This is a genomic window from Dyella sp. (genome assembly GCF_035503745.1).
Taxonomy (GTDB): domain Bacteria; phylum Pseudomonadota; class Gammaproteobacteria; order Xanthomonadales; family Rhodanobacteraceae; genus Dyella_B.
This window is the reverse complement of record NZ_DATJTC010000011.1, coordinates 191,225-214,955: the sequence shown is the minus strand read 5'-3', so window position 1 is coordinate 214,955 and position 23,731 is coordinate 191,225. Positions and strand designations below refer to the sequence as shown.

General features: G+C 63.2%; 19 protein-coding genes. 13 read left to right on the top strand and 6 right to left on the bottom strand.

The features are described 5' to 3' along the window. Positions 1 to 139: 139 nt before the first annotated feature. The 6 genes from VME63_RS04830 (at position 140) to VME63_RS04805 (ending at position 7,111) form a co-directional block, all read left to right on the top strand. Positions 140 to 1,624 carry a hypothetical protein gene (locus VME63_RS04830; protein ID WP_325430809.1) on the top strand — a complete coding sequence of 495 codons (1,485 nt, stop codon included), beginning with the start codon at positions 140 to 142 and terminating at the stop codon, positions 1,622 to 1,624. Further along, the gene (locus tag VME63_RS04825) at positions 1,621 to 2,907 is read left to right on the top strand and encodes a glycosyltransferase (RefSeq protein ID WP_325430807.1); all 1,287 of its coding nucleotides are present in this window, start codon (positions 1,621 to 1,623) and stop codon (positions 2,905 to 2,907) included. The genes VME63_RS04830 and VME63_RS04825 overlap by 4 nt, the downstream gene beginning before the upstream one ends. Beyond that, the gene (locus tag VME63_RS04820) at positions 2,907 to 4,121 is read left to right on the top strand and encodes an acyltransferase (RefSeq protein WP_325430805.1); all 1,215 of its coding nucleotides are present in this window, start codon (positions 2,907 to 2,909) and stop codon (positions 4,119 to 4,121) included. Before VME63_RS04825 ends, VME63_RS04820 begins: the two co-directional genes overlap by 1 nt. Before the next feature lie 65 nt (positions 4,122 to 4,186). Beyond that, complete coding sequence (locus VME63_RS04815) at positions 4,187 to 5,038, top strand: class I SAM-dependent methyltransferase (protein WP_325430803.1); 852 nt, start codon at positions 4,187 to 4,189, stop codon at positions 5,036 to 5,038. Positions 5,039 to 5,054: 16 nt separating this feature from the next. Continuing rightward, positions 5,055 to 5,852, top strand: a complete 798-nt coding sequence (locus tag VME63_RS04810; protein ID WP_325430801.1) for an ABC transporter permease — start codon at positions 5,055 to 5,057, stop codon at positions 5,850 to 5,852. Then, positions 5,852 to 7,111, top strand: a complete 1,260-nt coding sequence (locus tag VME63_RS04805) for an ABC transporter ATP-binding protein (RefSeq protein WP_325430799.1) — start codon at positions 5,852 to 5,854, stop codon at positions 7,109 to 7,111. Before VME63_RS04810 ends, VME63_RS04805 begins: the two co-directional genes overlap by 1 nt. A gap of 58 nt (positions 7,112 to 7,169) precedes the next feature. Here the strand turns inward: VME63_RS04805 and VME63_RS04800 are convergent, their stop codons facing one another. Then, a complete protein-coding gene (locus VME63_RS04800) occupies positions 7,170 to 7,574 on the bottom strand; it encodes a hypothetical protein (protein WP_325430798.1) in 405 nt (134 codons plus the stop codon). 250 nt (positions 7,575 to 7,824) lie between these two features. Between VME63_RS04800 and rfbB the strand changes: the two genes are divergently transcribed. The 6 genes from rfbB (at position 7,825) to VME63_RS04770 (ending at position 14,140) form a co-directional block, all read left to right on the top strand. Then, positions 7,825 to 8,874, top strand: a complete 1,050-nt coding sequence (gene rfbB, locus VME63_RS04795; protein ID WP_325430796.1) for a dTDP-glucose 4,6-dehydratase — start codon at positions 7,825 to 7,827, stop codon at positions 8,872 to 8,874. Further along, the gene (gene rfbA / locus VME63_RS04790; protein ID WP_325430794.1) at positions 8,871 to 9,767 is read left to right on the top strand and encodes a glucose-1-phosphate thymidylyltransferase RfbA; all 897 of its coding nucleotides are present in this window, start codon (positions 8,871 to 8,873) and stop codon (positions 9,765 to 9,767) included. The genes rfbB and rfbA overlap by 4 nt, the downstream gene beginning before the upstream one ends. Further along, entirely contained in the window at positions 9,764 to 10,321 is a 558-nt protein-coding gene (rfbC, locus tag VME63_RS04785) for a dTDP-4-dehydrorhamnose 3,5-epimerase (RefSeq protein WP_325430793.1), read from the top strand. The genes rfbA and rfbC overlap by 4 nt, the downstream gene beginning before the upstream one ends. Next, positions 10,318 to 11,238, top strand: coding sequence for a dTDP-4-dehydrorhamnose reductase (rfbD, locus tag VME63_RS04780; protein WP_325430791.1), 921 nt, complete (start codon positions 10,318 to 10,320; stop codon positions 11,236 to 11,238). The genes rfbC and rfbD overlap by 4 nt, the downstream gene beginning before the upstream one ends. A gap of 19 nt (positions 11,239 to 11,257) precedes the next feature. After that, positions 11,258 to 12,670, top strand: coding sequence for a mannose-1-phosphate guanylyltransferase/mannose-6-phosphate isomerase (locus tag VME63_RS04775; RefSeq protein ID WP_325430789.1), 1,413 nt, complete (start codon positions 11,258 to 11,260; stop codon positions 12,668 to 12,670). Positions 12,671 to 12,982: 312 nt separating this feature from the next. Continuing rightward, the gene (locus tag VME63_RS04770) at positions 12,983 to 14,140 is read left to right on the top strand and encodes an alkaline phosphatase family protein (protein WP_325430787.1); all 1,158 of its coding nucleotides are present in this window, start codon (positions 12,983 to 12,985) and stop codon (positions 14,138 to 14,140) included. An 82-nt stretch (positions 14,141 to 14,222) separates the two neighbouring features. Here the strand turns inward: VME63_RS04770 and VME63_RS04765 are convergent, their stop codons facing one another. Next, positions 14,223 to 16,376 (bottom strand): S53 family peptidase, encoded by a 2,154-nt coding sequence (locus VME63_RS04765; RefSeq protein WP_325430785.1) that lies wholly within the window; start codon positions 16,374 to 16,376, stop codon positions 14,223 to 14,225. Between the two features lie 663 nt (positions 16,377 to 17,039). Here VME63_RS04765 and VME63_RS04760 point away from each other — a divergent pair. Then, positions 17,040 to 18,416, top strand: a complete 1,377-nt coding sequence (locus tag VME63_RS04760; protein ID WP_325430783.1) for an outer membrane protein transport protein — start codon at positions 17,040 to 17,042, stop codon at positions 18,414 to 18,416. Positions 18,417 to 18,459: 43 nt separating this feature from the next. On the opposite strand, the gene VME63_RS04755 is transcribed toward VME63_RS04760, so the two are convergent. From VME63_RS04755 to VME63_RS04740, 4 genes are all read right to left on the bottom strand, one after another. Further along, a complete protein-coding gene (locus VME63_RS04755; RefSeq protein ID WP_325430781.1) occupies positions 18,460 to 20,862 on the bottom strand; it encodes a TonB-dependent receptor in 2,403 nt (800 codons plus the stop codon). A gap of 90 nt (positions 20,863 to 20,952) precedes the next feature. Then, positions 20,953 to 21,963: a FecR family protein gene (locus tag VME63_RS04750; protein ID WP_325430779.1), complete on the bottom strand. Its 1,011-nt coding sequence runs from the start codon at positions 21,961 to 21,963 to the stop codon at positions 20,953 to 20,955. Continuing rightward, positions 21,963 to 22,478, bottom strand: coding sequence for an RNA polymerase sigma factor (locus tag VME63_RS04745; protein ID WP_325430777.1), 516 nt, complete (start codon positions 22,476 to 22,478; stop codon positions 21,963 to 21,965). The genes VME63_RS04750 and VME63_RS04745 overlap by 1 nt, the downstream gene beginning before the upstream one ends. A gap of 29 nt (positions 22,479 to 22,507) precedes the next feature. Next, a complete protein-coding gene (locus VME63_RS04740; protein ID WP_325430775.1) occupies positions 22,508 to 23,617 on the bottom strand; it encodes a VirK/YbjX family protein in 1,110 nt (369 codons plus the stop codon). Positions 23,618 to 23,731 lie beyond the last annotated feature (114 nt).

Genomic DNA, 23,731 nt, shown 5'->3' with positions numbered 1-23,731 from the left:
GTTTCGCGTTTGATGCCGACGGGGGCACCGCATCCGCTCTTGCACCGCAGCGTTCCTAAGCGGCGGCGGTGGTGCAAAGTTATGAGCATCGCCGGCCTTAATTGACAAGGTAAAGTCCGAAGATCTTGAGCGGAGCCGTATGAAATTCATCGTGTATGCGCCAGCACATTTTTACGGCACCGAAGAACTATCGGGCATAGTCGATAAGAACGGCTTTTCGTTGTTGCAGGCCTTTTCCCGGATCATGCGCCAGCTGGGCGAAGTGATCGAGGTCGAATGCCCCGAACAAGCCGAGCCGATCTACTGGCAATGCGTCCAGGAAAACCGCGCCTGCGTGCTGTTCTCCTTTGCGCCGCCCCATTTGCTGCCCATTACCCTGGCGTGTCCGGTCGTGCCGGTATTTGGCTGGGAATACGCCGACATTCCCGAGCGCATCGAAGAACAGTGCTGGCTGGACGATCCGCGGCACGATTGGCGCTTTGCGCTATCGAAGGCCGCTGGCGCCATCGTGCTTTCCTCCCATGCACGCGACATCGTGCGGCGAAGCATGGGGGCGATGTATCCGGTCGCTGCGGTGCATTGGCCGCTGAGTGCGAGCGTGAAGGATCAATCCTCCTGCTTCCGCGCCCTTCCGCATGCGGGCCGCAGGTCGATGCTGTCCATCCGCGGCTCGGTAGGCGATAGCGAGCACATGGGCCTGGACGTCGATGCCATCGTCTGCGACGAAGAGGACGATACCCCGGCGTTTGATCCTTCCGACGCGATCGACCTGCCGCCCCTGGATCAGATTGCACGGCATGTTCACAGCGTCGCGGCGGAAAATCCGGCGATGAATGATTCCGGCGACCTGTGGTCCAGTGAACCGCTGCCCTGCAGCTGGCGTATGCCACCCATCGTGTACATCCGCACGCGCCTGCGCGGCATCGTGTATACCGCCGTGCTCTCGATGTCGCTGGAGCAGGACAACTGGGTCGACGTCGTTACCGGATTTGGCTGGAGCTTCCGTGATGTCGCAGACGCCACCTTGCTGCTTGTCATCGACGATCCGGCGCTGGAATCCTGCCAGGCCAAGCTGGTCTCGGAGCTGAGCAAGCTATCCCCGCTCAAATGCCGGGTGCTGGCCATCTACGGCATGCCTTCGGCCGACGAATACGCCGCGCTTATCCACGCCACCACTTACTACGTCAGCGCTTCCTGCGCGAGCGCAAGCTGTCGTCACGCGGCTGACTTCATGGCGGCTGGCATACCCGTCATCGCACCGGCGCATACGGCACTGGGCGACCTGGTCCAGGGCGACAGTGCTTTGGTGGTGCGCAGCATGCCTGGCACGCCGAGAGTGTGGCCGCACGGCGATCAGGACATCTATCGCACCTGGTGGCATCAGATCGATTGGCAATCCTTGGTGGAGGCATACCATAAAAGCTATGCAGTGGCCCGCAAGGAGCCGGCAACCTATCTTGCGATGGGCCATCTGGCACGCACGCGCGCACGCGCGCATTGCGGCCCTGACGCCATCAAGATCGAGATCCAGCAATTTCTGCGCGATATCGTCACGTCAGGTCTGATGGCGCAGCACGAACGGCAGCAGGCACCCGCCATGCATACCCTGGGTATGCAATCATGATACTGCTCGTCTACACCAGCACGGCCGATAAGGACCTGGTAACGCGGCTTGGATGCCCGGAATACAGCTATCGCTTCGTCATCCGCGAATTCATGCCCCTGTTGCACGAATTTGGCAAAGTCATCGACATCGCCGACCCCGAACAGGAGGTCGACGCGATCTACGCATCCTGCGTGGCGCGCGCCGAACCGTGCCTGTTTCTGTGCTTCATGCCGCCAGGCAAGACACCGCTCCGGCTCAACTGCCCCACTATCCCGGTGTTTGCCTGGGAATACGACAATCTGCCGAACGAGGCATTCCGGGGACGCCCGCGCAACGACTGGACGCGCGTGCTGGCACGGCTGGGCAATGCCATCACCCACTCCAGCTTTGTCGCCGAACGCACCCGCGCGGTGCTGGGACCGAACTTTCCCATCGCATGCATACCCGCGCCGCTGTGGGACCGCATGCAGCGCCACCACGCCACGCACAGCGGGCTCCGGTGCCTCGCGTTCCAGGGGCTGGCGATCGACTGCAGCGAGGTGGATCTGACGCCTTATCGGCTGAGCGCCTTGAAATCCATCCCATCGCGCGACGTCCCGCTCCCGCCGGGCCAGGCCGACGGGCCGGTGACGATGCAGCTGGAAGGCGTGGTGTACACCGCCATCTTCAATCCGCAGGACGGGCGCAAGAACTGGCGCATCATGATCAGCGCTTTCTGCGAGGCGTTGCGCGAGAGGGAAGACGCAACGCTGCTGCTCAAGCTGACCCATCGCGACGCCAACGAGGTCGTGCCTGACCTGCTGCAGCAAATCCACCAGATGGGCCGGCTGAAGTGCCGCGTGGTGCTCATCCATGCCTACCTTTCCGACGAGGCCTACAATGACCTCATCCGCTGCACGACCTATGCGCTGAATACCTCGCATGGCGAAGGCCAATGCTTGCCGTTGATGGAATACATGTCGTCGGGCAAGCCCGCCGTTGCGCCTCGCCACACTTCCATGCTCGACTACATCGACGATCATTGCGCCTTTGTCGTGGACTCGTCCGAGGAAATAGGATGCTGGCCGCAGGATCCGCGGCAGGTGTATCGAACCTTGCGTCAGCGCATTCACTATGGCTCGCTGGTCAACGCCTTCCGCAACAGCTACCACGTAGCCAAGCATGAACCGGAAACCTACAAGAACATGAGCCACTCCGCGCGCCAGTCATTGAAACGCTATTGCTCCATGGATGTCGCCCGTTCCCGCTTCAAGCAACTGCTGGCGGGACAGTGCATCGGGCAGGCCAAGCAAATCGCCTGATGGCCACCATGCGCAGCGCAAGCCCGGCGCAAACCGCGCCGTCTCCCAATACCGACATCGAATGCCTGCGCGCGCTGGCCGTGATCGGAGTGGTGATTCATCACATGCAGGGCAATTTGTTCTATCCGAACCTGCCGCTGCTGACCCGCCTGTCTCAGTATGTTCAAACGTGGTGTGGCGTAGATTTGTTCTTCGCCATTTCCGGCTTCGTCATCGCACGCAGCCTGCTGCCGCCATTGGCAGCCGCGTCCGGCAACATGTCCACGCAATGGCAGGTGATCGCCGCCTTCTGGATCCGACGCGCGTGGCGCCTGCTGCCTTCGGCCTGGCTATGGCTCGCACTGATGCTGCTCGCCTCGATCGTGGCCAACCGCAGCGGCGCGTTCCAAAGCGTTCACGCCAACCTGATGGCCACCGCCGCCGGCGTCTTCAATGTCGCCAATATTCGATTTGGCCAAAGCATATTTCGATATTTCTACGGTGCAAGCTTCGTCTATTGGAGCCTGTCGCTGGAGGAACAGTTCTATCTTGTACTGCCTTGGCTGGTTGTCTGTTTGCGGCGCTATTTCCCATGGGTGCTGGCCATTCTATTGGCGATCCAGCTGCCCATGGATCGGTCCATCATGATGATGCAATTTCGCACCGACGCGCTCGGCCTTGGGGTTTTACTCGCCATGGCAAGCAGGACCGTCTTCTACACCCGGATCGAGCCGCGCATCCTGGGGCACCTGCGGGGAAGCGGCGCCGCGCTGCTGGTGCTTGCACTGTCGGGCATGGCGTTGTTGGCGAAGCTCAATCCAAAGCATTCTTCATACACCATCGGCGGGATCGCCATCATCGCCACGGTGCTGGTCTGGATGGCCTCCTACAATGCGAACTACCTTGTCCGGCAAGGCTGGCTCAAGCGCGCGCTGGTGTGGGTGGGAAACCGGTCCTACGCGATCTACTTGTGCCACGTCCCGATCTTTTTCCTGCTGCGCGAATACTGTTTCCGCCTCGGCATCCAGCACGCCCCCGCGTGGCAGCTCAGCGCGGCCGCAGCCGTCCTGATCGCGGTAACGGCGGCGCTGAATTTTCGTTATGTCGAACAGCCACTTCGGCGCCATGGCCGCGAGGTTGCCAGGCAATTCCTTGCGCGCCGCAAGAACCAGGCCGATGCCGCGAACATTCCCGCGTCGGACGACCCTGATAACCGGGCTGCAATCAGCGCATAATCCCTACTTGCCCAACGTCGCGGAAGCGCCCCTGGGTATCTTGACGGGGCAGGAGAACAACAGACATGTCGAGCATCACCAAGAAGCTGCTGGGATTGTCATCGAAGTCTTCTTCGAACGATGCGGCGAGCGCGACAGGCTGCGAGCAGCGCAATTGGAACGACCTGTCCGGCTCCCGTGGCGCGGGCCTCAAAGATGCGTTCCTCAGCGGCTGGTTCCAGAACGATACGAACGAAATTTTTCGCGGCATACCGATCGGCGAAAGCGACGTCGTGGTCGACGTGGGCTGCGGCGACGGCGGCAACTCCGCATTCTGCCTGCGGCGCGGCGCGAAGGTGGTCCTGGCCGACACGGACAAGGAAGCCATCGCCACCGCCATCGCGAGGCTCCGCACCATTCGCCCGGACAACGTGGAAACCCACGTCAGCGACGGCAACCCGTTGCCGCTCAAGGACGCGATCGCCACGCGCGTGATGTGCACGGAAGTGCTCGAACATGTGGACGATCCGGCGCAACTGATGCGCGAACTGGTGCGCATCGGCAAGCCCGGCGCGCGCTATCTGATCAGCGTCCCGGACCCGCTGCAGGAGAACCTGCAAAAGCATGTCGCGCCGCCCAGCTATTTCCAAAAACCCAATCACATCCGGGTCATCGAGCGGCAGGAGTTCTCCGATTTGGTTACGCAAGCCGGGCTGGTGATCGACGAGGTAACCTACTACGGTTTCTTCTGGTCCATCTGGTGGGCCATGTTCTGGGCTTGCGGAGTGGATCTGGAGCAACCGGCGCATCCGGTTCTGGACCACTGGACCGAAGCGTGGCGCGCGCTGATGGACATGCCCAACGGCCATGAACTCAAGCGCAAGCTGGATCAGTTCATGCCCAAAAGCCAGGTGATCGTTGCCCATAAACCTGCCTGACCGGAACCTACGCGACATGAGCCTCAGCATGACCCGCGCGCTGTGGAATTACCGCGGCTTCATTTTCGGAAGCGTCAAGCGCGAATTCCAGGCGCGCTATCGCAACTCCCTGCTCGGCGCGGCCTGGACCATCCTGCAGCCGCTGGCGATGATCACGGTTTACACGGTGGTGTTTTCCGAACTGATGCGCGCCAAGCTGCCGGGCATCGATCGCGCCTATGCCTACAGCGTGTTTCTGTGCGCGGGCCTGCTCACCTGGGGCTTGTTCGCAGAAATCCTGCAACGCGGGCAAAACGTGTTCCTGGAGAACGGCAACCTGATCAAGAAGCTCAACTTCCCGCGCATCTGCCTGCCGATCATCACGGTCATCAACGCGCTGGTGAACTTCGGCATTACCTTTACGCTGTTCGTGCTGTTTCTGCTGGTTTCGCACAGTTTTCCCGGCATGGTGGCGCTGTGCACGTTGCCGGTGCTGTTCATCCAGATCGCGCTTGCCGCGGGCATCGGCACCGTCGCGGGCGTTCTCAACGTGTTTTTCCGCGACGTGGGGCAGTTCATCGGCATCCTGCTGCAGTTCTGGTTCTGGTTCACGCCGATCGTCTATTCGGTAGCGACGCTGCCTGCGTGGGCGAGGTCGTGGATCGGCTTGAATCCGGCTACTACCCTGGCGCAGGCGTATCAAACCATTTACGTGTATGGCAAGGCTCCGGACTGGCATGGCCTGTGGCATGTCGCGGTGCTGGCGGCCGTGTTCTGCGTGTTGGCGTTGATATTGTTCCGCCGGCATGCCGGCGATATGGTGGATGAGCTGTAATGGGCGTTATTCGCGTCAACGACCTGGGCAAGGCCTACAAGACCTACGCCAGCCAGTGGTCGCGCCTGGCCGAGTGGCTGATCCCGTTCGGCAAGCCGCGCCATCACCCGCACTGGGTACTGCAAGACATTAATTTCAGCATCGGTGCAGGCGAAGCGGTGGGCATCGTCGGCAGCAACGGCGCTGGCAAAAGCACGCTGCTGAAGATCATCACCGGCACGGTGCGCCCCAGTTGCGGATCGGTGGCGCTCGAAGGCCGCGTCGCGGCCATGCTGGAATTGGGCATGGGCTTTCATCCGGACTTCACCGGCCGGCAGAACGTCATGATGGGCGGCCAGCTGCTCGGGCTGTCGGTGAGCGAGATCCAGGCGCTGATGCCCCAGATCGAGGATTTCGCCGAAATCGGCGACTATATCGACCAGCCCGTGCGCACATATTCCAGCGGCATGCAGATGCGTCTGGCATTCAGCGTGGCCACCGCGCGCCGCCCCGATATCCTGATCGTGGATGAAGCGCTGTCTGTCGGCGACGCCTATTTTCAACACAAAAGCTTCGACCGCATCCGCCAGTTCCGCATGGCCGGCACCACCTTGCTGATCGTTTCGCACGATCGCTATGCGATTCAGACCGTTTGCGATCGCGCGATCCTGCTCGATGCCGGCCGCATGCGCATGGAAGGCGATCCGGTCCAGGTGCTGGACTACTACAACGCCCTGATGGCCGAGCGCGATCACCAGCACATCCGGCGCGTCACGCAGCCGGACGGCAGCGTAGCGACGATTTCGGGTACCGGCGAGGCGTCGATCACCGGCGTGCGCATGACCGACACGCGCGGACAAACCCTGCAGTCGATCGAAACGGGCCAGGCCGTACGCCTGGAGGTTCGTATCAAGGCCCACGTGGCGGTGGACCGCGTCGTGCTCGGCTTCATGATCACCGATCGGCTGGGCCTTTGCGTTTACGGCATCAACACACACCGTCTTGAGCAACCCATCACCAATATGGCCGCTGACGAGGAAGCCACGATCTGCTTCGATTTTCCCGCGCGCCTGGGCAAGGGCAGCTACGCGGTGGCGCTATCGCTTTCGCGCGAGGATTCGCACATCGACAAAAATTACGAATGGCGCGACAAGGCACTGATGCTGCATGTGTTCAACACCAGGCAGGAGAATTTTGTCGGCTGCAATTGGCTGGACGCGAAGGTCAGCATCGAGCGCGCGATCCCCGTCAACCAGAGCCAGGCTGACATGCCGGCCTGAGGAAACCGATGTTCGACGCGGTGGAACACCGCCTGGCCGCTCAACGCATCGCGAGCCTTCAGGTCAATCCAAGCTTTGTCATCAGGCGTGCGCGCAACCCCGGCGCCAGCCTCAACACCAGGCCCATGAGGCGGCGCAGTGCGCGAATACCGGCCAGCCACTTGAGCCAACGGGTGGGTCTGCGCACCCATTCCACGACATGCCATGCCGTAGCCGCCCAGGATTTTCCGATCGGACGCAGGCGGGAGAGTTCTTCATGGCAGCTTGCCAGCGCCTGCTTGTGCCCATGCAAGTCGGCAAGCAACTGATGCTGCTCCTGCCGCAATCGTTCGACCTGCTGCTGCAGTTCACCGCAGGCGTGCTCGCTGTCGGTGAGCCGGGTCAACCGCTGTGCGGCCAGCAGGCGCCAATCGGGCGCGTTGGCGTCGTCGATGCCTGCTATGTCATGGCTTTTGACTATCATGCGTCTTCGCTCTCCCATGCCAGCAGCTCCACGCCAAACCGATCCCGGGCGCCGAGCCATCGATGCAACCTCCATGGAACGAACGCCGACCCACGGCGCCGGGCACCCTGCGCGCTCCAGCGCTACTGCCTTGGGTAAACAGTAACTTATATGAGGGGCCGAGCACAGTCCTGGCAACAGGGCCCGCGCCTGGCCAAGCCCTCTGGCTTGGCGGTAAGGCATAATCGGCGCGACCACGTTGGAGTCATTCATGCAGACACTGCTCGTAAGCGGCGGAGCCGGATTCATCGGCGCCAATTTCGTCCTGAAGGCCGTCGCCGACGGCTTGCGTGTCGTCAATCTGGACAAACTCACCTACGCCGGCAATCTCGATACGCTGACCAGCTTGCACGGGAACGCGAACCACCACTTTGTGCAGGGCGACATTGGCGACAGGGCGCTGGTCGGGCAGCTGCTGGCCCAATTCAAGCCCGATGCCATTGTCAATTTCGCAGCCGAGTCGCACGTGGATCGATCGATCGACGGCCCGGCGGCGTTCGTCCACACCAATGTCGTGGGCACGCTTGCGCTGCTGGAATGCGCGCGCGATTACTGGAAGGCGCTGCCGGAGGCGGCCGGCGCCGCGTTTCGTTTCCTGCATGTGTCTACCGATGAAGTCTACGGCTCGCTCGGCGCGAACGGACGCTTCACCGAAACCACACCTTACGCGCCCAATTCGCCGTATTCGGCGTCCAAGGCCGCGTCCGATCATCTGGTGCGCGCGTTCCACCATACCTACGGCCTGCCCACGCTTACCACGAATTGCTCCAACAATTACGGGCCGTGTCAGTTCCCCGAAAAACTCATTCCGCTGGTGATCCAGAAAGCGCTTGCCGCGTCACCCCTGCCGGTCTATGGCGACGGCCTTAACGTGCGCGACTGGCTGTTCGTGGGCGACCATTGCGCGGCGATCCGGCGTGTACTCCAGGCTGGCACCGTGGGCGATACCTACAACGTGGGCGGCAACGCCGAGCGCACGAACATCGAGGTCGTCAAGGCGATCTGCGCACTGCTGGACGATCGGCATCCGCTGGACGGCGGGCGCAAGCACCAGACGCTGATCACTTTCGTGAAAGACCGTCCCGGGCACGACCGCCGCTACGCCATCGATGCAGGCAAGCTGCAGCGCGAACTGGGCTGGCAACCGTCCCTGACGTTCGAAACCGGCATCGCGCAAACAGTCGACTGGTACCTTTCCAACCAGCCGTGGGTACAACGCGTACTCGACGGCAGCTACCGCATGGAGCGTCTGGGCGTATGAGTCAGCGCAAGGGCATCATCCTCGCCGGCGGTTCCGGCACGCGGCTTTATCCGATCACGCAAGCGGTGAGCAAGCAGTTGCTGCCGATCTACGACAAGCCGATGGTGTATTACCCGCTGTCCATCCTGATGCTCGCCGGCATCCGCGATGTGCTGATGATCAACACGCCCCACGAACAGGCCTTGTTCCAGCGCCTGCTCGGCGACGGCTCGCAGTGGGGCATCGATATCCGCTATGCGGTGCAGCCCTCTCCCGACGGGTTGGCACAGGCGTTTTTGATCGGCCGCGATTTCGTCGGCAACGATCCCAGCTGCCTGGTGCTGGGCGACAACATCTTCTATGGCGTGGGCCTTACCGAACGCTTGAGGCGCGCGGCATCGCGCGAACACGGCGCAAGCATTTTCGGTTATCGCGTGAAGGATCCGGAGCGCTACGGCGTGGCCGAATTCGACCAGAGCGGGCGCGTGGTCGGCATCGAAGAAAAACCCAGCCAGCCCAAATCGCAGTACGCCGTGACGGGTCTGTATTTCTACGACCGGCGCGTGTGCGATTTCGCCGCGCAACTGAAGCCTTCGCCGCGCGGCGAGCTGGAAATCACCGATCTCAACCGCTGCTATCTGCAGGACGACTCGCTGCATCTGGAACAGCTCGGCCGCGGCTATGCGTGGCTGGACACCGGTACGCACGAGTCGCTGATGGAAGCGGGCAATTACATCCAGACCATCGAAAACCGCCAGGGTCTGAAGGTGTGCTGCCCGGAGGAAATCGCCTACCTCAACGGCTGGATCGACGCCGAACAGCTGATGCGGCTGGCCACGCCATTGATGAAGACCGGATACGGCCAATACCTGGTCCAACTGGTAAAACAAGGTGTCGAGGGCGTCGAACGATGAAAGTGATCGAAACCTCGCTGCCGGGCGTGCTGGTGATCGAGCCGCAGGTGTTCAAGGACGCGCGCGGCTATTTCTACGAAAGCCACAACCAGGGCAAGTTCGCCAAGGCCGGCATCCACGCCCAGTTCGTGCAGGCCAACGTGTCGCGTTCGAGCAGGGGCGTACTGCGCGGCCTGCATTATCAATGGCCCAATCCGCAGGGAAAACTGGTGAGCGTGCTCGATGGCGAGGTCTACGACGTGGCGGTCGACATCCGCCAGGGCTCGCCTACGTTCGGGCAATGGACCGCCGTGATGCTTACTTCCGACAACCATCGCCACATGTGGATTCCCGAAGGATTCGCGCACGGCTTTTGCGTACTTTCCGAGCAGGCCACCTTCACCTACCAGTGCACCGCGCTGTATGACTCCGCCGCCGATGCGTCGATCGCATGGAACGATGCGCGCATCGGCATCGACTGGCCAATCAGCGAGCCGCTGATTTCCGACAAGGATGCCAAAGCACGCCTGCTGGCCGACGTGCCGGCGGACCGGCTGCCGACCTTCGCCCCATGAACATCCTGCTGCTGGGCGCCAACGGCCAGTTGGGCCGCAGCTTCGTCGAAGACGGCGGCCTGGCGCGGCGCGGATCATTGATCGCGGCTACCCGCGACGGCACCCGTTTCGATGGCGGTCCGGCCGAGACCGCGGACCTGTCGCAACCGCAGTCGCTCAAACCGCTGCTCGATCGCCACCGGCCGGGCCTGATCGTCAATACCGCCGCCTACACCGGCGTCGATCGCGCGGAAAACGAAGAAGCGCTCGCCACCCGCGTCAACGGCGAAGCCGTCGGCGTGCTGGGCGAATGGGCCGCCGCGCATGATGCGCTGGTGGTGCACTACTCCACCGACTACGTCTTTGACGGCAACGCGCACGCACCGTATGCCACCGATGCGCCGACCGCTCCGATCGGTGCATACGGCCGCAGCAAACTCGCCGGCGAACGTGCGCTGGCCGACAGCGGCGGCGCCTATCTGCTGTTGCGCACCGCCTGGGTGTACGCCGCGCACGGTCAGAATTTCCTGCGCACCATGCTGCGCCTGGCGGCCGAGCGCGACGAGCTGCGCGTGGTGGCCGACCAGCAAGGCAGCCCCACCGATACCGGCCTTATCGTGCAGGGCACCCTGGCGGCACTGGATGCCTGGCGCGCCGCCACGCCGGAGCGGCGCCAGGCGCTTGCCGGCGCCCACCACCTGGTCGCCAGCGGACACACCACCTGGCACGGGTTCGCCAACGCCATCATGCAGGAAGCCCTTGCCCGCGGGCTGCTGTCCCGCGCGCCCCGCATCACCGCCATCAGCACTGGCCAATTCCCTACGCCAGCCAAACGGCCGGCCTGGTCCGTGCTGGACAATTCCGGCTTCCAGCGACACTTCGGCTATTCTTTACCGGATTGGCGGCAGGGGCTTCGCCACGTGATCCAGACACTTTGACGGACTGATCCCTTAAAACATGTTGATTCCTCTTATTCTCAGCGGCGGTAGCGGCACACGCCTTTGGCCGGTGTCGCGTAGAAACCTGCCCAAGCAATTCCTTTCGCTCAGCGGCGACGGCACCCTCTTCCAGCAGACCGTCGCCCGTACCCGGCAATTGCCCGACGTCAGCGCCCCGATCGTGGTCGCCAGCGAGGACCATCGCTTCCTGGCCGCCGACCAATTGCTGGAAATGGGCACGCAGGGCGCCACGATCGTGCTGGAGCCCACCCCGCGCAACACCGCGCCGGCTATTGCCCTTGGCGCGCTCAAGGCGCTGGAGCGCGATCCGGAAGCCCTGCTGCTGGTGTTGCCGGCCGATCATTTGATCGGCGATACCCAGAGCTTCGTTGCCGCAGTGCAACAGGCTTTGCCTGCCGCCCGCGATGGCTGGCTGGTGACCTTCGGCATTCGTCCGGACCGCCCGGAAACCGGCTTCGGCTACATCCGCCGCGCCGAGTCGATCGGCGGCAATGCCTTCCGCGTTGCCCAGTTCGTGGAGAAGCCCGACCAGGCCAAGGCCGAAACCTATGTCGCGGACGGCGGCTACGACTGGAACTCGGGCATGTTCCTGTTCAAGGCCTCGCGCTACCTGGAAGAACTGGGCCAGCACGCGCCGGAGATGTTCCATGCCGTGCGCACGGCCTACGCCACTGGACACGGCGACCTGGATTTCGTACGCGTGGACAAGGAAGCCTTCGGCAAGGTGCCGGACAACTCCATCGACTACGCGGTGATGGAAAAAACCTTGCGCGCGGCGGTCATTCCGGTCAGCTGCGCCTGGAGCGACATCGGTTCGTGGTCGGCGCTGTGGCTATCGGGCCAGCACGACGAGCAAGGCAACCAGCGCGAAGGCGACACGCTCACCGTCAATACGCGCAATTCGCTGTTGCGTTCGCACGACCGGCACATGATCGCCACCGTCGGCGTGGACGACCTGATCGTGGTCAGCACGCCCGACGCCACGCTGGTGGCGCATCGCGATGCCGCGCAGGACGTCAAGAAAGTGGTCGACCAGCTCAAGGCCTCCGGCCGCACCGAGCACTCGTTCCATCGCGTGGTGCATCGCCCGTGGGGCAGCTACGACTCGCTGGAGGAAGGCGGCCGCTTCCAGGTCAAGCGCATCGTGGTCAAGCCCGGCGCCAGCCTGAGCCTGCAGAAGCACCACCACCGCGCCGAGCACTGGATCGTGGTGTCGGGCACGGCCGAAGTGACCTGCGACGAAAAGGTGTTCCTGCTCACCGAAAACCAGAGCACCTATATCCCGCTCGGCAGCGTGCATCGCCTACGCAACCCCGGCAAGGTGCCCCTGGAACTGATCGAAGTGCAGTCGGGCAGCTATCTGGGCGAAGACGACATCGTCCGCTTCGACGACGTCTACGGCCGCGCCTGACGTATGTCCGTTTGCACGCATGGCGCAACGCGCGCCCTGCGTGCAAACGCGCTCAGCCCGTGGGATATCCTGATCAGTGGCTCGCGGGCGGCATGATGTCCAGAACACCGCGCCTGTCGTGCTGCGCGCGGCGCCGGGGCGACCGGCCGTCTTGCCAGGCCGCGCGGCGCGGGCCACGCCCATAGTGTAAACAGGCCCTAGACATCCCCGCGCCCCTGACGCCCGCATGACTTGATCCTGTCGCGCAACACGGTTGCAATAGCGTCGCGCCGCGCATCTTGCGTGGCTCGACGCTACCGAAGGAATCCGCAGATGTCTTATGTATCGATCCATTCCGCCGCGCGGAGCAGGCTGCTCGGCGCTTGCGCGGTCTTCGCCGCGCTGATCGCCACGCTGTGCGTGTCGGCCACCTGCCTGGCCGCGTCGGTGTCGAAATTGCCGCCGGTGCGCCACGTCTTCATCATCATGCTGGAGAACGAGTCCTATCAGGTCACGTTCAACCCGCAGTCGCCCGCTCCCTACCTGGCCAACGAACTGCCCCAACAGGGTGCGCTGCTGTCCAAGTATTACGGCATCGGCCACTACAGCCTGGACAACTACATCGCCATGATCAGCGGTCAGGCACCCAACCCTGACACGCAAGCCGATTGCAGTACGTATAGCCAATTCGTGCCCACCGGCAAGGCAGACGCCAACGGCCAGCTGCCGGGCGCCGGTTGCGTCTACCCCAAGAGCGTGCGCACCCTCGCCAATCAGCTTACCGACGCGGGCCTCACCTGGAAGGCGTACATGGAAGACATGGGCCTGGATCCAGCCCGCGAAGCGGCCACCTGCGCGCATCCGGCCATCGGCGCGGCAGACGGCACCGAACACGCCGCGCCGAACGACCAGTACGCGACCAAGCACAATCCGTTCATGTATTTCCACGCCATCATCGACGACAAGAAATACTGCGACCAACGCGTGGTCAATCTGGATCACCTCGCGAACGATCTTGCCCATCTCGACAGCACGCCGAACCTGGTCTACATCACGCCCAACCTCTGCCATGACGGCCATGACGCCCCATGCAAAGACGGCAAGCAACCGGGCGGGCTGATTTCCGCCAACGCGTTCCTCAAGACCTGGGTGCCGCGCATCACGCAGTCGCCGGCCTTCAAGAAAGACGGCCTGCTGATCATCACTTTCGACGAAGGCAACGACGGCACCGTCTGCTGCCACGAAAAGCCGTTGCCGGGCGGTCCGCAGCCGGGTGGGAAGATGGGTCCGGGCGGCGGACGGATCGGCGCGGTGCTGCTATCGCCGTTCATTGCGCCGGGCACGAAGTCGGATGTGGAATACAACCACTACAGCTTGCTGCGTACGCTTGAAAACATCTACGGCTTCAAGCACCTGGGCTACGCCAAGGACGATCAGCTCAACACCTTCGGCGCCGACGTTTTCACCGCGCATCCGTCGAAGTCGAAGTAAGCCTTCAGCCGCAGCGAACGCATGCCCGAATAAAGCGCCCCCTGGCGAACCAGGGGGCGCGTGGATACCACGGCTCAGGCCATCACCACGCTGAGCTGTTGACCAGGTTGTAGGCATTGACCGAGCCGATGCCGGTGGCGAAGTCCCAGCCCACCCCCGAGCCGTAGGCAGGGGCATAACTGGATGTTGACGTCGATAGCACGCCGTACGTGCCCGAAGGCTTGTAGCAGCTGTGCGAACCGGTGCAATTGACGTCCATGTCGCCTTGGGTCACGTCGTAGAAGATGCACGAACTGGCCACCGTGTTGCCATGGCTTGCGTTGCAGCTGCTGCTGCCGGACGAGCCGTACTCGGTATTGGCCAGCGCGTAGTACACCGGATTGGGATTGCCCGCGCCGCCGGTGAGGCCGTTCTGCTGGTCCACCAGCGCCTGGATACCTGCCATGATCGGCGAGGCGAACGAGGTACCGCCCGCGCCGGCCCAGCCGCTCGGCGCACCCGTGCAGGCCACGCCGCCGCCACGCGTGTTGGCGTAGCAGAACACGTAGTAGTGGCCCCATACGCCGTTTGCCGCGAACAGCGAGACGTCCGGAATATCGCGCACGCCGTCGGACGGATTGCCCACCAGCGTCTGCCACGACGGCTTGGACCAGCCCTTGCACGTTCCGCTTACCACCCCGCTGGTGCTGGCCGAACCGCTGGCGCAACCGCTGGGGCCACCGCTACCCGAGGCGGTGGTCAGATAGTCCTGCTTGCCGATCGTGCTGTTGCAGAAGCCGCTGCTGCCATAAGGCGTGCCGTAGCCGGATTTGCTGGCGATCAGCGCACTGGCGCACGAATCGTTCCACGGAATTTCCGGGACGTACGACAGGGCCGAGCCATAGGTCGCGCTGTTAGTCGAACTCCAGTAGCTGCTATTGGTGCCGGCATAGGTGTCGCCGAAATCGGTGCCGCCTACCGCCACGTTATACGGCGTGGAGGCAAAACCGCTCACGCCGATGCCGTGCGTGGCGTTGCTGAGGTCGGCATCGCAGCTGGCGGCGCCTTCGTCGCCTGAGGAAACGAACACCGAAATGCCTTGCGCGGCCGCGCTTTGATAGGCCGAGCTGTAGGCCGCGTTCTGCGTGGCGCCGTTTTCCGCTTCGCATTCGCCATAGCTCACGCTCCAGATCTTCGGTGCGTTGCCGGCTTCAAGCAGGTTCTGCATCGCGATCAGGCCGCCGAACGTGGTGGACGTGTCCTTGCACGACACCAGCTCCAGTGCCGCGCCCGGTGCCGACGCGCCGGCGTATTCCACGTCAAGCTCCGCCTCGCCGTCATTGCCGGCCACGTCGCCCGGGTTGGTGCAGTTGTCCGGATGCACCTGGGTGAACGTGGCAGCGGGCAGGCCGAAGGCGGAGCGGAAGGTGGTGATGTCGCTGGTGGCATACACGTTGGTATCTTCGATCAGCGCGATCGTCTGGCCGCTACCGTTGACGCCCGCGCTGAACAGCGGATTGAGGTTGTAGATCGTCGCCAGGTCCGCGGGCGTCACGGCCTGGTAGGTGGAGCCGCCGGAGGTGAAGGTGTAATCCACATGCTGCTTGTAGTTGACGTGCGGACGGAAGTCGTTGAGCGACACCACGCCCTCCACCACGCCGGCGAACGCCGCCGGAATCTGCGGATCGCTCATGTTGCCGATATGGCTTTGGCCATTGACGTTCAAGCGATGGATCTCCGTCGCGAACGCCTGCCGCACCTGCCCGGCGTTGCCCGAGAAATCGATGGTCATGCCGTTCTGGTAGACCTTGTTCACCTTGAAGCCTTGCGCCGTGAGCCAGCTGACGACCACATCGATGTCCGTCTGCGCCGGGCCATATTGCTCGCCCAGCGCCGCGTTGGTCAGCCACTTGTGATAGTTCGGCGAACCCTTGGTGAGCTGTTGCTGCATCAGGGTCTCAAGCGCCTGCTCGCGCTCGGCCGGACGCTTCAGTTGCAGCAGCATGTGGTCCAGCGCCGTGGTGTCCTCCACGCGGCCCTGGTCATTGGCCGCGATCGCATGCGGCGAGACGTTGCCGGCGAGGACGATGCGATGGTTGTTGTCCGGTGCCTGGGTAATCTGCGGCGTGGAAAGCAGGCCGATGGTGCCGGCCGCATCGCTGTGGGTGGCATAGGCGCAAGCCACGCCCATCGCTAAAAAGGACAGCACCAGCCGGGCGGCGCCGCGGCCGCCGGAACATATGGATCCATGTCTCACGTTGAATTCTCCCGAAGGGATTTTTTATAAGAAATGGCGTTCGCGAACCGCCATGCGCCCCGATCCGGCGGCGACACGGTAAGAGCGCGAGGCACCAAACGCACATCCACTGCTGCACTGCTTCGATCCGAACAACCTGCAAACTCCCCCAACTTTCACAGCAAGGCATGCTGTTGCGGCTCTTCAATCTGCCCGGCCGCTCTTCGTTTTCAGTTCGGCTTTATTTCTAACAGCCGTGTTTCGAGGGCGGCATATGACAGCGACATGAAGCGCATCACATTCTTTTGTAGGCGCCTGCCGTCGCGCGCAGGCGTACGCGCTTGCCACAGGCCGGCGAACGGGATGTTTGAAGCGATTGAATCGATTTGCCCGGGACGGACTTCTTGAAACCTTCGCCCTGTTTGCGCGCGACGCCACCGTGTGCGCCGTTGCTGCGCGGCGGATGCGATTGCACGCTGGAAAGTCACGGGCGATGCGAAATTTTTTGCGCAACGCACAAAGTCCGGCGGCCAAACACCGTCTGTACCCGCGTCTTTTTTCTTGCGAATGTAATGCTATGGTTAAGACGTCTTTGGGTCCGGTTAATCAACCCGTCTACATTCTGATCACGCGTTTTACAGAAACTTAGCGTCGCACCCGATACCGCCGTCTGAGGAGAAAAACGTGGCAACTCATTCCAAGCCTCACATGACCCGCCGCTACCTGCATGCCGCCCTCGCTGTCGCCGTGGCAACCACCCTTGCGGTTCCCGTGGTGGCACAGGCCGGCGCCTTCCAACTGCCGACCGACAACGCCGCGGGCTGGGCACGCGCGAATGCGGGCGGCTCGCTGTTTCCCGACGATCCCACCGCCGCCTACAACAATCCGGCCGCCATGTCCTTTTTCAGCGCACCGGCCTTTCAAGGCACGCTGACGGAAATCCGGCCGCAAGCCCAGTTCAGCGGCCAGACCCTGGACGTGGACGGCTACGCGACCACCGGCGGCAATCCCAACGGTTTCGGCAAATTTGTGCCGTTCCCGAACATCGGCTGGGTGGTGCCGGTAAACAGCTGGTTTGCGCTCGGTGGCGCGCTCGCGGTGCCGTATGGCCTTGAGAGCAATTACAACTCGCAGTGGCAGGGTCGCTATTTCGGCACCGAAACGTATCTGCAGTCGGTGAACCTCAGCCTGTCGGCCGCATTCAAGCTCAACGACCGCTTCTCGATCGGCGTGGGCGTACTGGGCCAGCGCACCAAGGCCGAACTGAACACCGTGCTCGATCCCAATGGCGCCGCCAAGGCGATCTTCGGCCTGCCGCTGACGCCGGGGCTGGATGACGAGCAGCTCAACGTCAACGTGCGGCGCAAATTCTCCTGGGGCTTCTTCGGCGGCATGGTGTTCAAACCGACCGACCTGGACACCTTGGGCTTCAGCTACCACTCGCGCGTGGACAACAATCTCAGCGGCAGCTACGCGGTGTACGGCGGCGCCACCGGCAAGAGCTTGCTGACGCTGGCGCCGTTGCTGGATCCGAGCCTGCCCACCATCAATCCGAACGGCGCGTCGGCCTCCGCGCAATTTGACACGCCCGCTTTTGCCAGCGTCGACTGGCTGCATACCTTCACCGACCGGCTGACCATGGCGGCTACGGTCAAGTGGACGCAGTGGTCCACGTTCAAGGAGTTGGTGCTGATGTCCGAGGGTCAGCAGCTGCTTTCGCTGCCCGAACAATTCAAGGACAGCTATTTGTTCTCGGTCGGCGGCGACTACAAGCTCAACGATCAATGGACCGTGCGCGGAGGCATCGGCTACGACCAGACGCCCACCAACATCATCAGCCGCGATCCGCGCGTACCCGATGGCGCACGCAAGCTGCTCGGCTTCGGCTTAGGTTACAAACTCAACCAGCACATCAGCTTCGACCTGGGCTACGAGCATCAGTTCGTCAGCAATACGCCCGTGCACCTGACCAACCAGCCGATCCTCGGCGGACAGACGATGGACGGCTACTTCGCCGACTCCGGCGACGTGGTAAGCCTCACCGGCACCTATCACTTTTGATCAAGCCGCCCCCTCTTCCGCCGGAAGAGGGGGCTTGGCTCGCTCAAAAATCCACGGCGGCACTTAAGCGATACGTACGCCGATAGCGCAATGGCACGAAGGTTTCATCGAAATACGTGCCGTAAAGCTGCCGATCGAAGAGATTCTTCACGCCCAGCGTCACGCTCCAGCGGTGCGCGCGATAAAAAACATTCGCCGAGGCGTCGGCTTGTCCGGGAATGCGGATATAACTGCTGAAGTCGGAGGTCTCGGTGAGGCTGCGGCTGCGCGCCAGCAGGCCCCCGGCCATGCCGAAACCGCGCAGGCTGCCGTGCTGGAACGTATAGCTTGCCCACACGTTGAAGCGCTGCCGTGACGCATGAGTGGCCGGCGTGCCATCGTCGTTGCCGATCACGGCATTGGTGTAGGCCGCGCTCAGGTCCAAGCCCTGCGACAGCCGCCCATTGAATTCGATCTCCACCCCCTTGTTCGACTGCCCCGGGCCGCTCATCACGTAATACGGCGGCTGCAGGGAAATCAGGTCGGTGCTGTGATCGAGCATGATGCGATAGGCCGCCACCGTCAGGCGTGCCTTGTTTTGAAACAAGTCGAACTTCGCGCCCAGTTCGATCTGCCGCGACAACGACGGCGGCAGCGGATGGTTGTCTTTGCCCAACAGCGTATCGGGTTGAAAACCGTTGGCCGTGTTGGCGTATAGCGACGCGTCCGGCGTCAGCTTGTAAACCAGGCCAAAGCTTGGCACCCACTTCACCCGATGCTGGTTCCAGGGTGTGCCGTCCGGATAGCTGGTCTGCAACTCGTACGCCGCACGCCGCACCGCCGTCAGCAGTTCCCAGCGGTTGCCCAGGCTGATCTGGTCCTGCACGAAGATACCGCTGTCGGTAACCCATGGATTGCCCGGAAGATAGCCATCGGCGTAATCGCCGGCCCCGAGCATCGAAGTCGGCGGCGGCAGCGTGCCGCCGGTGTAGATGTTATACGGCATGCCGCTGCCGCCGTTGCTCAGCGCGTCGTCGCTGCTGCCCACTTGCACGCGCGAATAGTCCAAACCCAGCACGATCGAATGCTGCAGCCAGCCGTGGCCGAAATTCGCGGCGATGTCATTCTGCGTCACGTAGTAGGCATCGGAAGACCGATAGTGTTCGGCCGTGGCGTTGACGTCGCCGGTCGGTTCTATGGCATCGATCAGCCAATCCTTCAGGTCGATCGACTCACGCACGTACTGCGCCCGGCTGCGCAGGGTCCACGTATCGCCGAAGCGGTGCTCGAACAAATAGAACAGCCGGCGCGTTTCCACCGCCGTGTCGTCGTTCGGGTTGTCCAGCAGGATGCCCGGCGGCGATGCGGACGACAAGGTGTCCTGGAGCAGGATGACGTGATCGGGAATTGGCATGTGATTCATCATCCACGATGCGCCGCCAATGAAGGTGGTGCTGGCCGTCGTCCAGCCGACCGACGGCGCGACATAGCGGTTGCGCTGCCCGCGCATGCCTTGCACGGTGCCATTGGCATAGTCGCCGTTTGCAATCAGCCGGTAGCTTAGCGAGCCGCTGCGATTCCATGGGCCGGCCAGGTCCACGCCCACCTGCTTTTCGCCGTGATCGCCGAGGGAAAACGTCAGTTCGTGGATCGGTTGCGCCTGCGGTTTCTTCAGCACCACGTCGATCAGGCCACCGAAATTGTTGTAAGCCGACGTATCACCCAGGATCGCCTGCGGCCCCTTCAGCACCTCCACGCGTTCTACGCCGATCAGCGGCGGCGAATCGCCGATGCCAAGAATATTGTTCGGCAGGCCATCGGTCATGCCGTTGCCGGTGAAAAATCCGCGCACCTCGAATATCGGCAACCCGCTGGAACCATCCACGTATTGGGCACCCGATACGTTCTGCACCGCATCGGCCACCGTCTGCAACTGCTGCGACTGCAACAGGCTTTGCGTGACGATGCCCACCGACTGCGGCACGTCGATCGGATCGGCCAGCGTGCGCGTGGGGCCGCTGCTGACGTCCGCCATGAAGCCCACGTCGCTGCCGACCAGGCCGATCGCCTGGATCGGCGGCAACAACCTCGCCACCGGCACGGGCTTGGACAACGGCCTGGCGTTTGCAGCGTGCGGCTCGCGCGGCGTGATCACCACGGTGCGCGCATCGACGAACGTATAGGCGGCACCGGTGCCTTGCAGCAGCCGCGTCAGCGCCGCGTCAGCGGTGAGCATTCCGTCGACGTCGGTCGAACGCAGTGCATCGATCGCCCGTCCCGCCGTGAGCACCTGCACATTCGCCTGCTTGCCAAAAGCAATCAATGCGCTGGCAAGCGATTGGGCCGGGATCGAAAAACGCAGCGTCGCCGGCTGCGCTACCGCGTACGACGGCGCGACGCCCAAGCTCGTCATCACACACAACCATGTCAGGCAGCCGTAAGCCGGCAGCCAGGCAAGCCGACTCATGAATGGCGTCGTTCCCGGACCAAATCATGAGTCTGACATGCGGCGTGACGCTTGGCACGTGCAAGCGTAATGACGCACGCGTCCTGGCGATCAGCGCGGCGCCGGATGCGCCGCATCCGAAAGAATCACTTGATTGCCCACGGTGCTCACGCGCAACGGAAACACCCGCGGCAACGCGCTCAACCAGCCGTCGATCGCATCGGTACGGATGCTGCCGGTGTAGCTCAGCGTGCCAAGATCGGCATCGGCGATGCGTAGCTGGCGTGCGCTGTAGCGATTGAGATTGGCTACCACCACGCTCAAAGGCTCGTCGATGAAATCCAGGCGATCGTCGCGCCACCCCGTGGCCTGCTCCGGCACGATGCTGCCGATCGTCATGCCCCCGCTATGGGGATCGTAGGAGACGAGCTGGCCGGCGGAAACCTCAAGCGTACCCTGCTGTGCATGACCCGATGCCGCGGATATCTGCGCAATCTGAACGCGCCCCTGCGTCACCGCGACAGTGACGCGATCGCCCGTGCGGCGTACGTCGAACGCCGTGCCGATATCGCGCACCGACACCTCGCCGGCCGCCACTTCAAATGGACGGCTATTGTCATGCACGACCTGAAAGAATGCCTCGCCCTGGCGCAATTCCACGCGGCGCTGGCCATGGCTGAAATGCATGGCCAGTGTCGAGGCGGCGCCCAGCGCGACCTGCGTGCCGTCCGGCAGAACGATATCCTTGTTCTGCGCGATGGCACTGGTATAGACCTGCGAAGCGGCGCCCGATACGCCGGCCCGCCAAAGCAGATACGTACCCGACAGCGCCGCCACCGCCATCGACGCGGCGGCAGCCAACGGCAGCCATCGGCGCCATGGTTTGGAGGGCGGCGCGAACGCGTTGATCAGCCCGCGGCGCGACACCGCGTCCAGCGACCCAAGCCTGCCGGCCAGATCGTTCATGCGCTCGAACATCGCCAGGTGGCGTTCGTCTTCGGCGGTCCATGCCAGCCATTGCTCGATCGTCTCGCCGGTGGCGTCGGGCTCGCGCAGCTTCACCCACCAATCGGCGGCGGCGTGCAGGATCTGCTCCTGCTTGCGTGGGTTGGTCTTGGCCATCACGGTTTCTCCTTCGCGTCCACCCACGCGCGGCAGTGCGCCAGCGCGTTGGCAACGTGGTAGCGCACCATGCGCTCGCTCAGTTGCATGCTTTGCGCGACGGTGCCGAAATCGCGCCCTTCGATCACGTGCAGCACAAACGCCCGGCTGGTCTTGGGCGGCAGTTCGCGCAGCGCACGGCGCAGGCCGGCCACCTGCTCGGCCGCCATCGCGTGGTGATCCGGCCACGCTTCCGATACCGGCTCCTCCTGCGACTGGGCCACGGCGAAATCGTTACGCACCTTGCGCTTGCGCAGGCGGTCGATGGCCAGGTTGCCGGCGACGGTGAACAAGTAGCCGCGCAACGATTCCACCTCTTCGCGGTTGCTCATGGTGAGCACGCGCAGGTACGCCTCCTGCGCGACCTCCTGCGCATCGGAGTGCGAGCCGAGCCGGCATTGCACAAAGGCGACCAGCGCGCGGTGGTGTTCGCGGAAAAGTCGCTCGACGTCGTTTGCGTGCACCGAAAGCGTCACCGTGACCCTGTCCTCATGTAGCCATGCATTCAGCTTGCCCACGATCTTGCGCGCCAGTCATGCCATGGTTTGTAGGCTCCCGGCAGCTTCTGCACAAGAGGCCCGGCCGTTTGTACCGCCGCGCCGCCTAGCGCATGCAGCACCCGTTGTTCGGCCTCCCGCCGCAGAGCCTCGCGGCGCCGGAACGCGGAACGATGCTGGCTGGACACGTCCGTCTCCGACTTGCGGCCGGGCGATGCCGGCAACGCATACCAGCCGCCTGCGATGGCCGCGCCCTGTTGTTCCTCCCAGAAGGCATCGTAATCGGAGAGCACCGGACGCCCGCTGCGCCGCAACGGATGCGCCTGGTTGCTGACCGCGATGATGTCCCGGATGCCGTAGTGCCGCGCGAACGTATACACCAGCGACAACATCAATTGCTTGGGACGCAGGCCATGCAGTTGGCGCGTCAGCGCGCGCACGATGTCTCTCGCCCCGTCGCCGGCAGGTCCCTGCAGGCAACCGATGACCAGCCGCGTGCGCTGCTCGCCGACCACCGAGAAAACGATGCTGTACAGCGGATTTTCGGTGGCGTCGCAAAGTTGCAGGCACAGCTCGCCTTCGCAGCCCATGAAAATCGGCGGGCGCATGCAAAGCGTCAGCAGGGTGCCATCCTTGGCGATGATGCCTCCCAAGCTGGCATGCCCCTGGCCGTAAACCTGCTCGAACAATCCTTCGGGCAGGCTTGCAAGGGCAAAGCGGTAGTGCTGATGCAGGCTGCGCAGGCGCCGCCGGCGACGCCATTGCGTATTGATATAGCGATGCATGTGTCGCTCAAGCAGGCGCGGATCGCGCCGCCGATAGCTCATCATCTGCGGATGGGCATGCACAAAGGCGAGGAATCGTCCGTGGCACCACGGCATGCAGGCGCTGCGCAACACATACTTGAGCGCGGACGCGGCGCGTTTGTACCACGCGCCGCGCCAGTCGTAGCGCTCGCGTAGCGAGTGCAGCATATGGATCGCCCATCGGCTCGGCGCCAACGGCTTATGGACCTGCCCCGGCCCGTACGCGCGCCCGGCGGCCGCCGCACCGGGCGGCAGGAAAGCATCGGCGCTGATACCCAGCACACCGGCGGGCGGATGATTTGGCTTGTTCAAGGCGCTGGCCCCGCGAAACAGTCACAGTCATCCAAAGACGTTTCAGGCCGGCGATTTTGCAATGAGGCGGGAAATCTCCGTCGGAGCGCGGGGCCGACAACCCCGCGCCCGGCT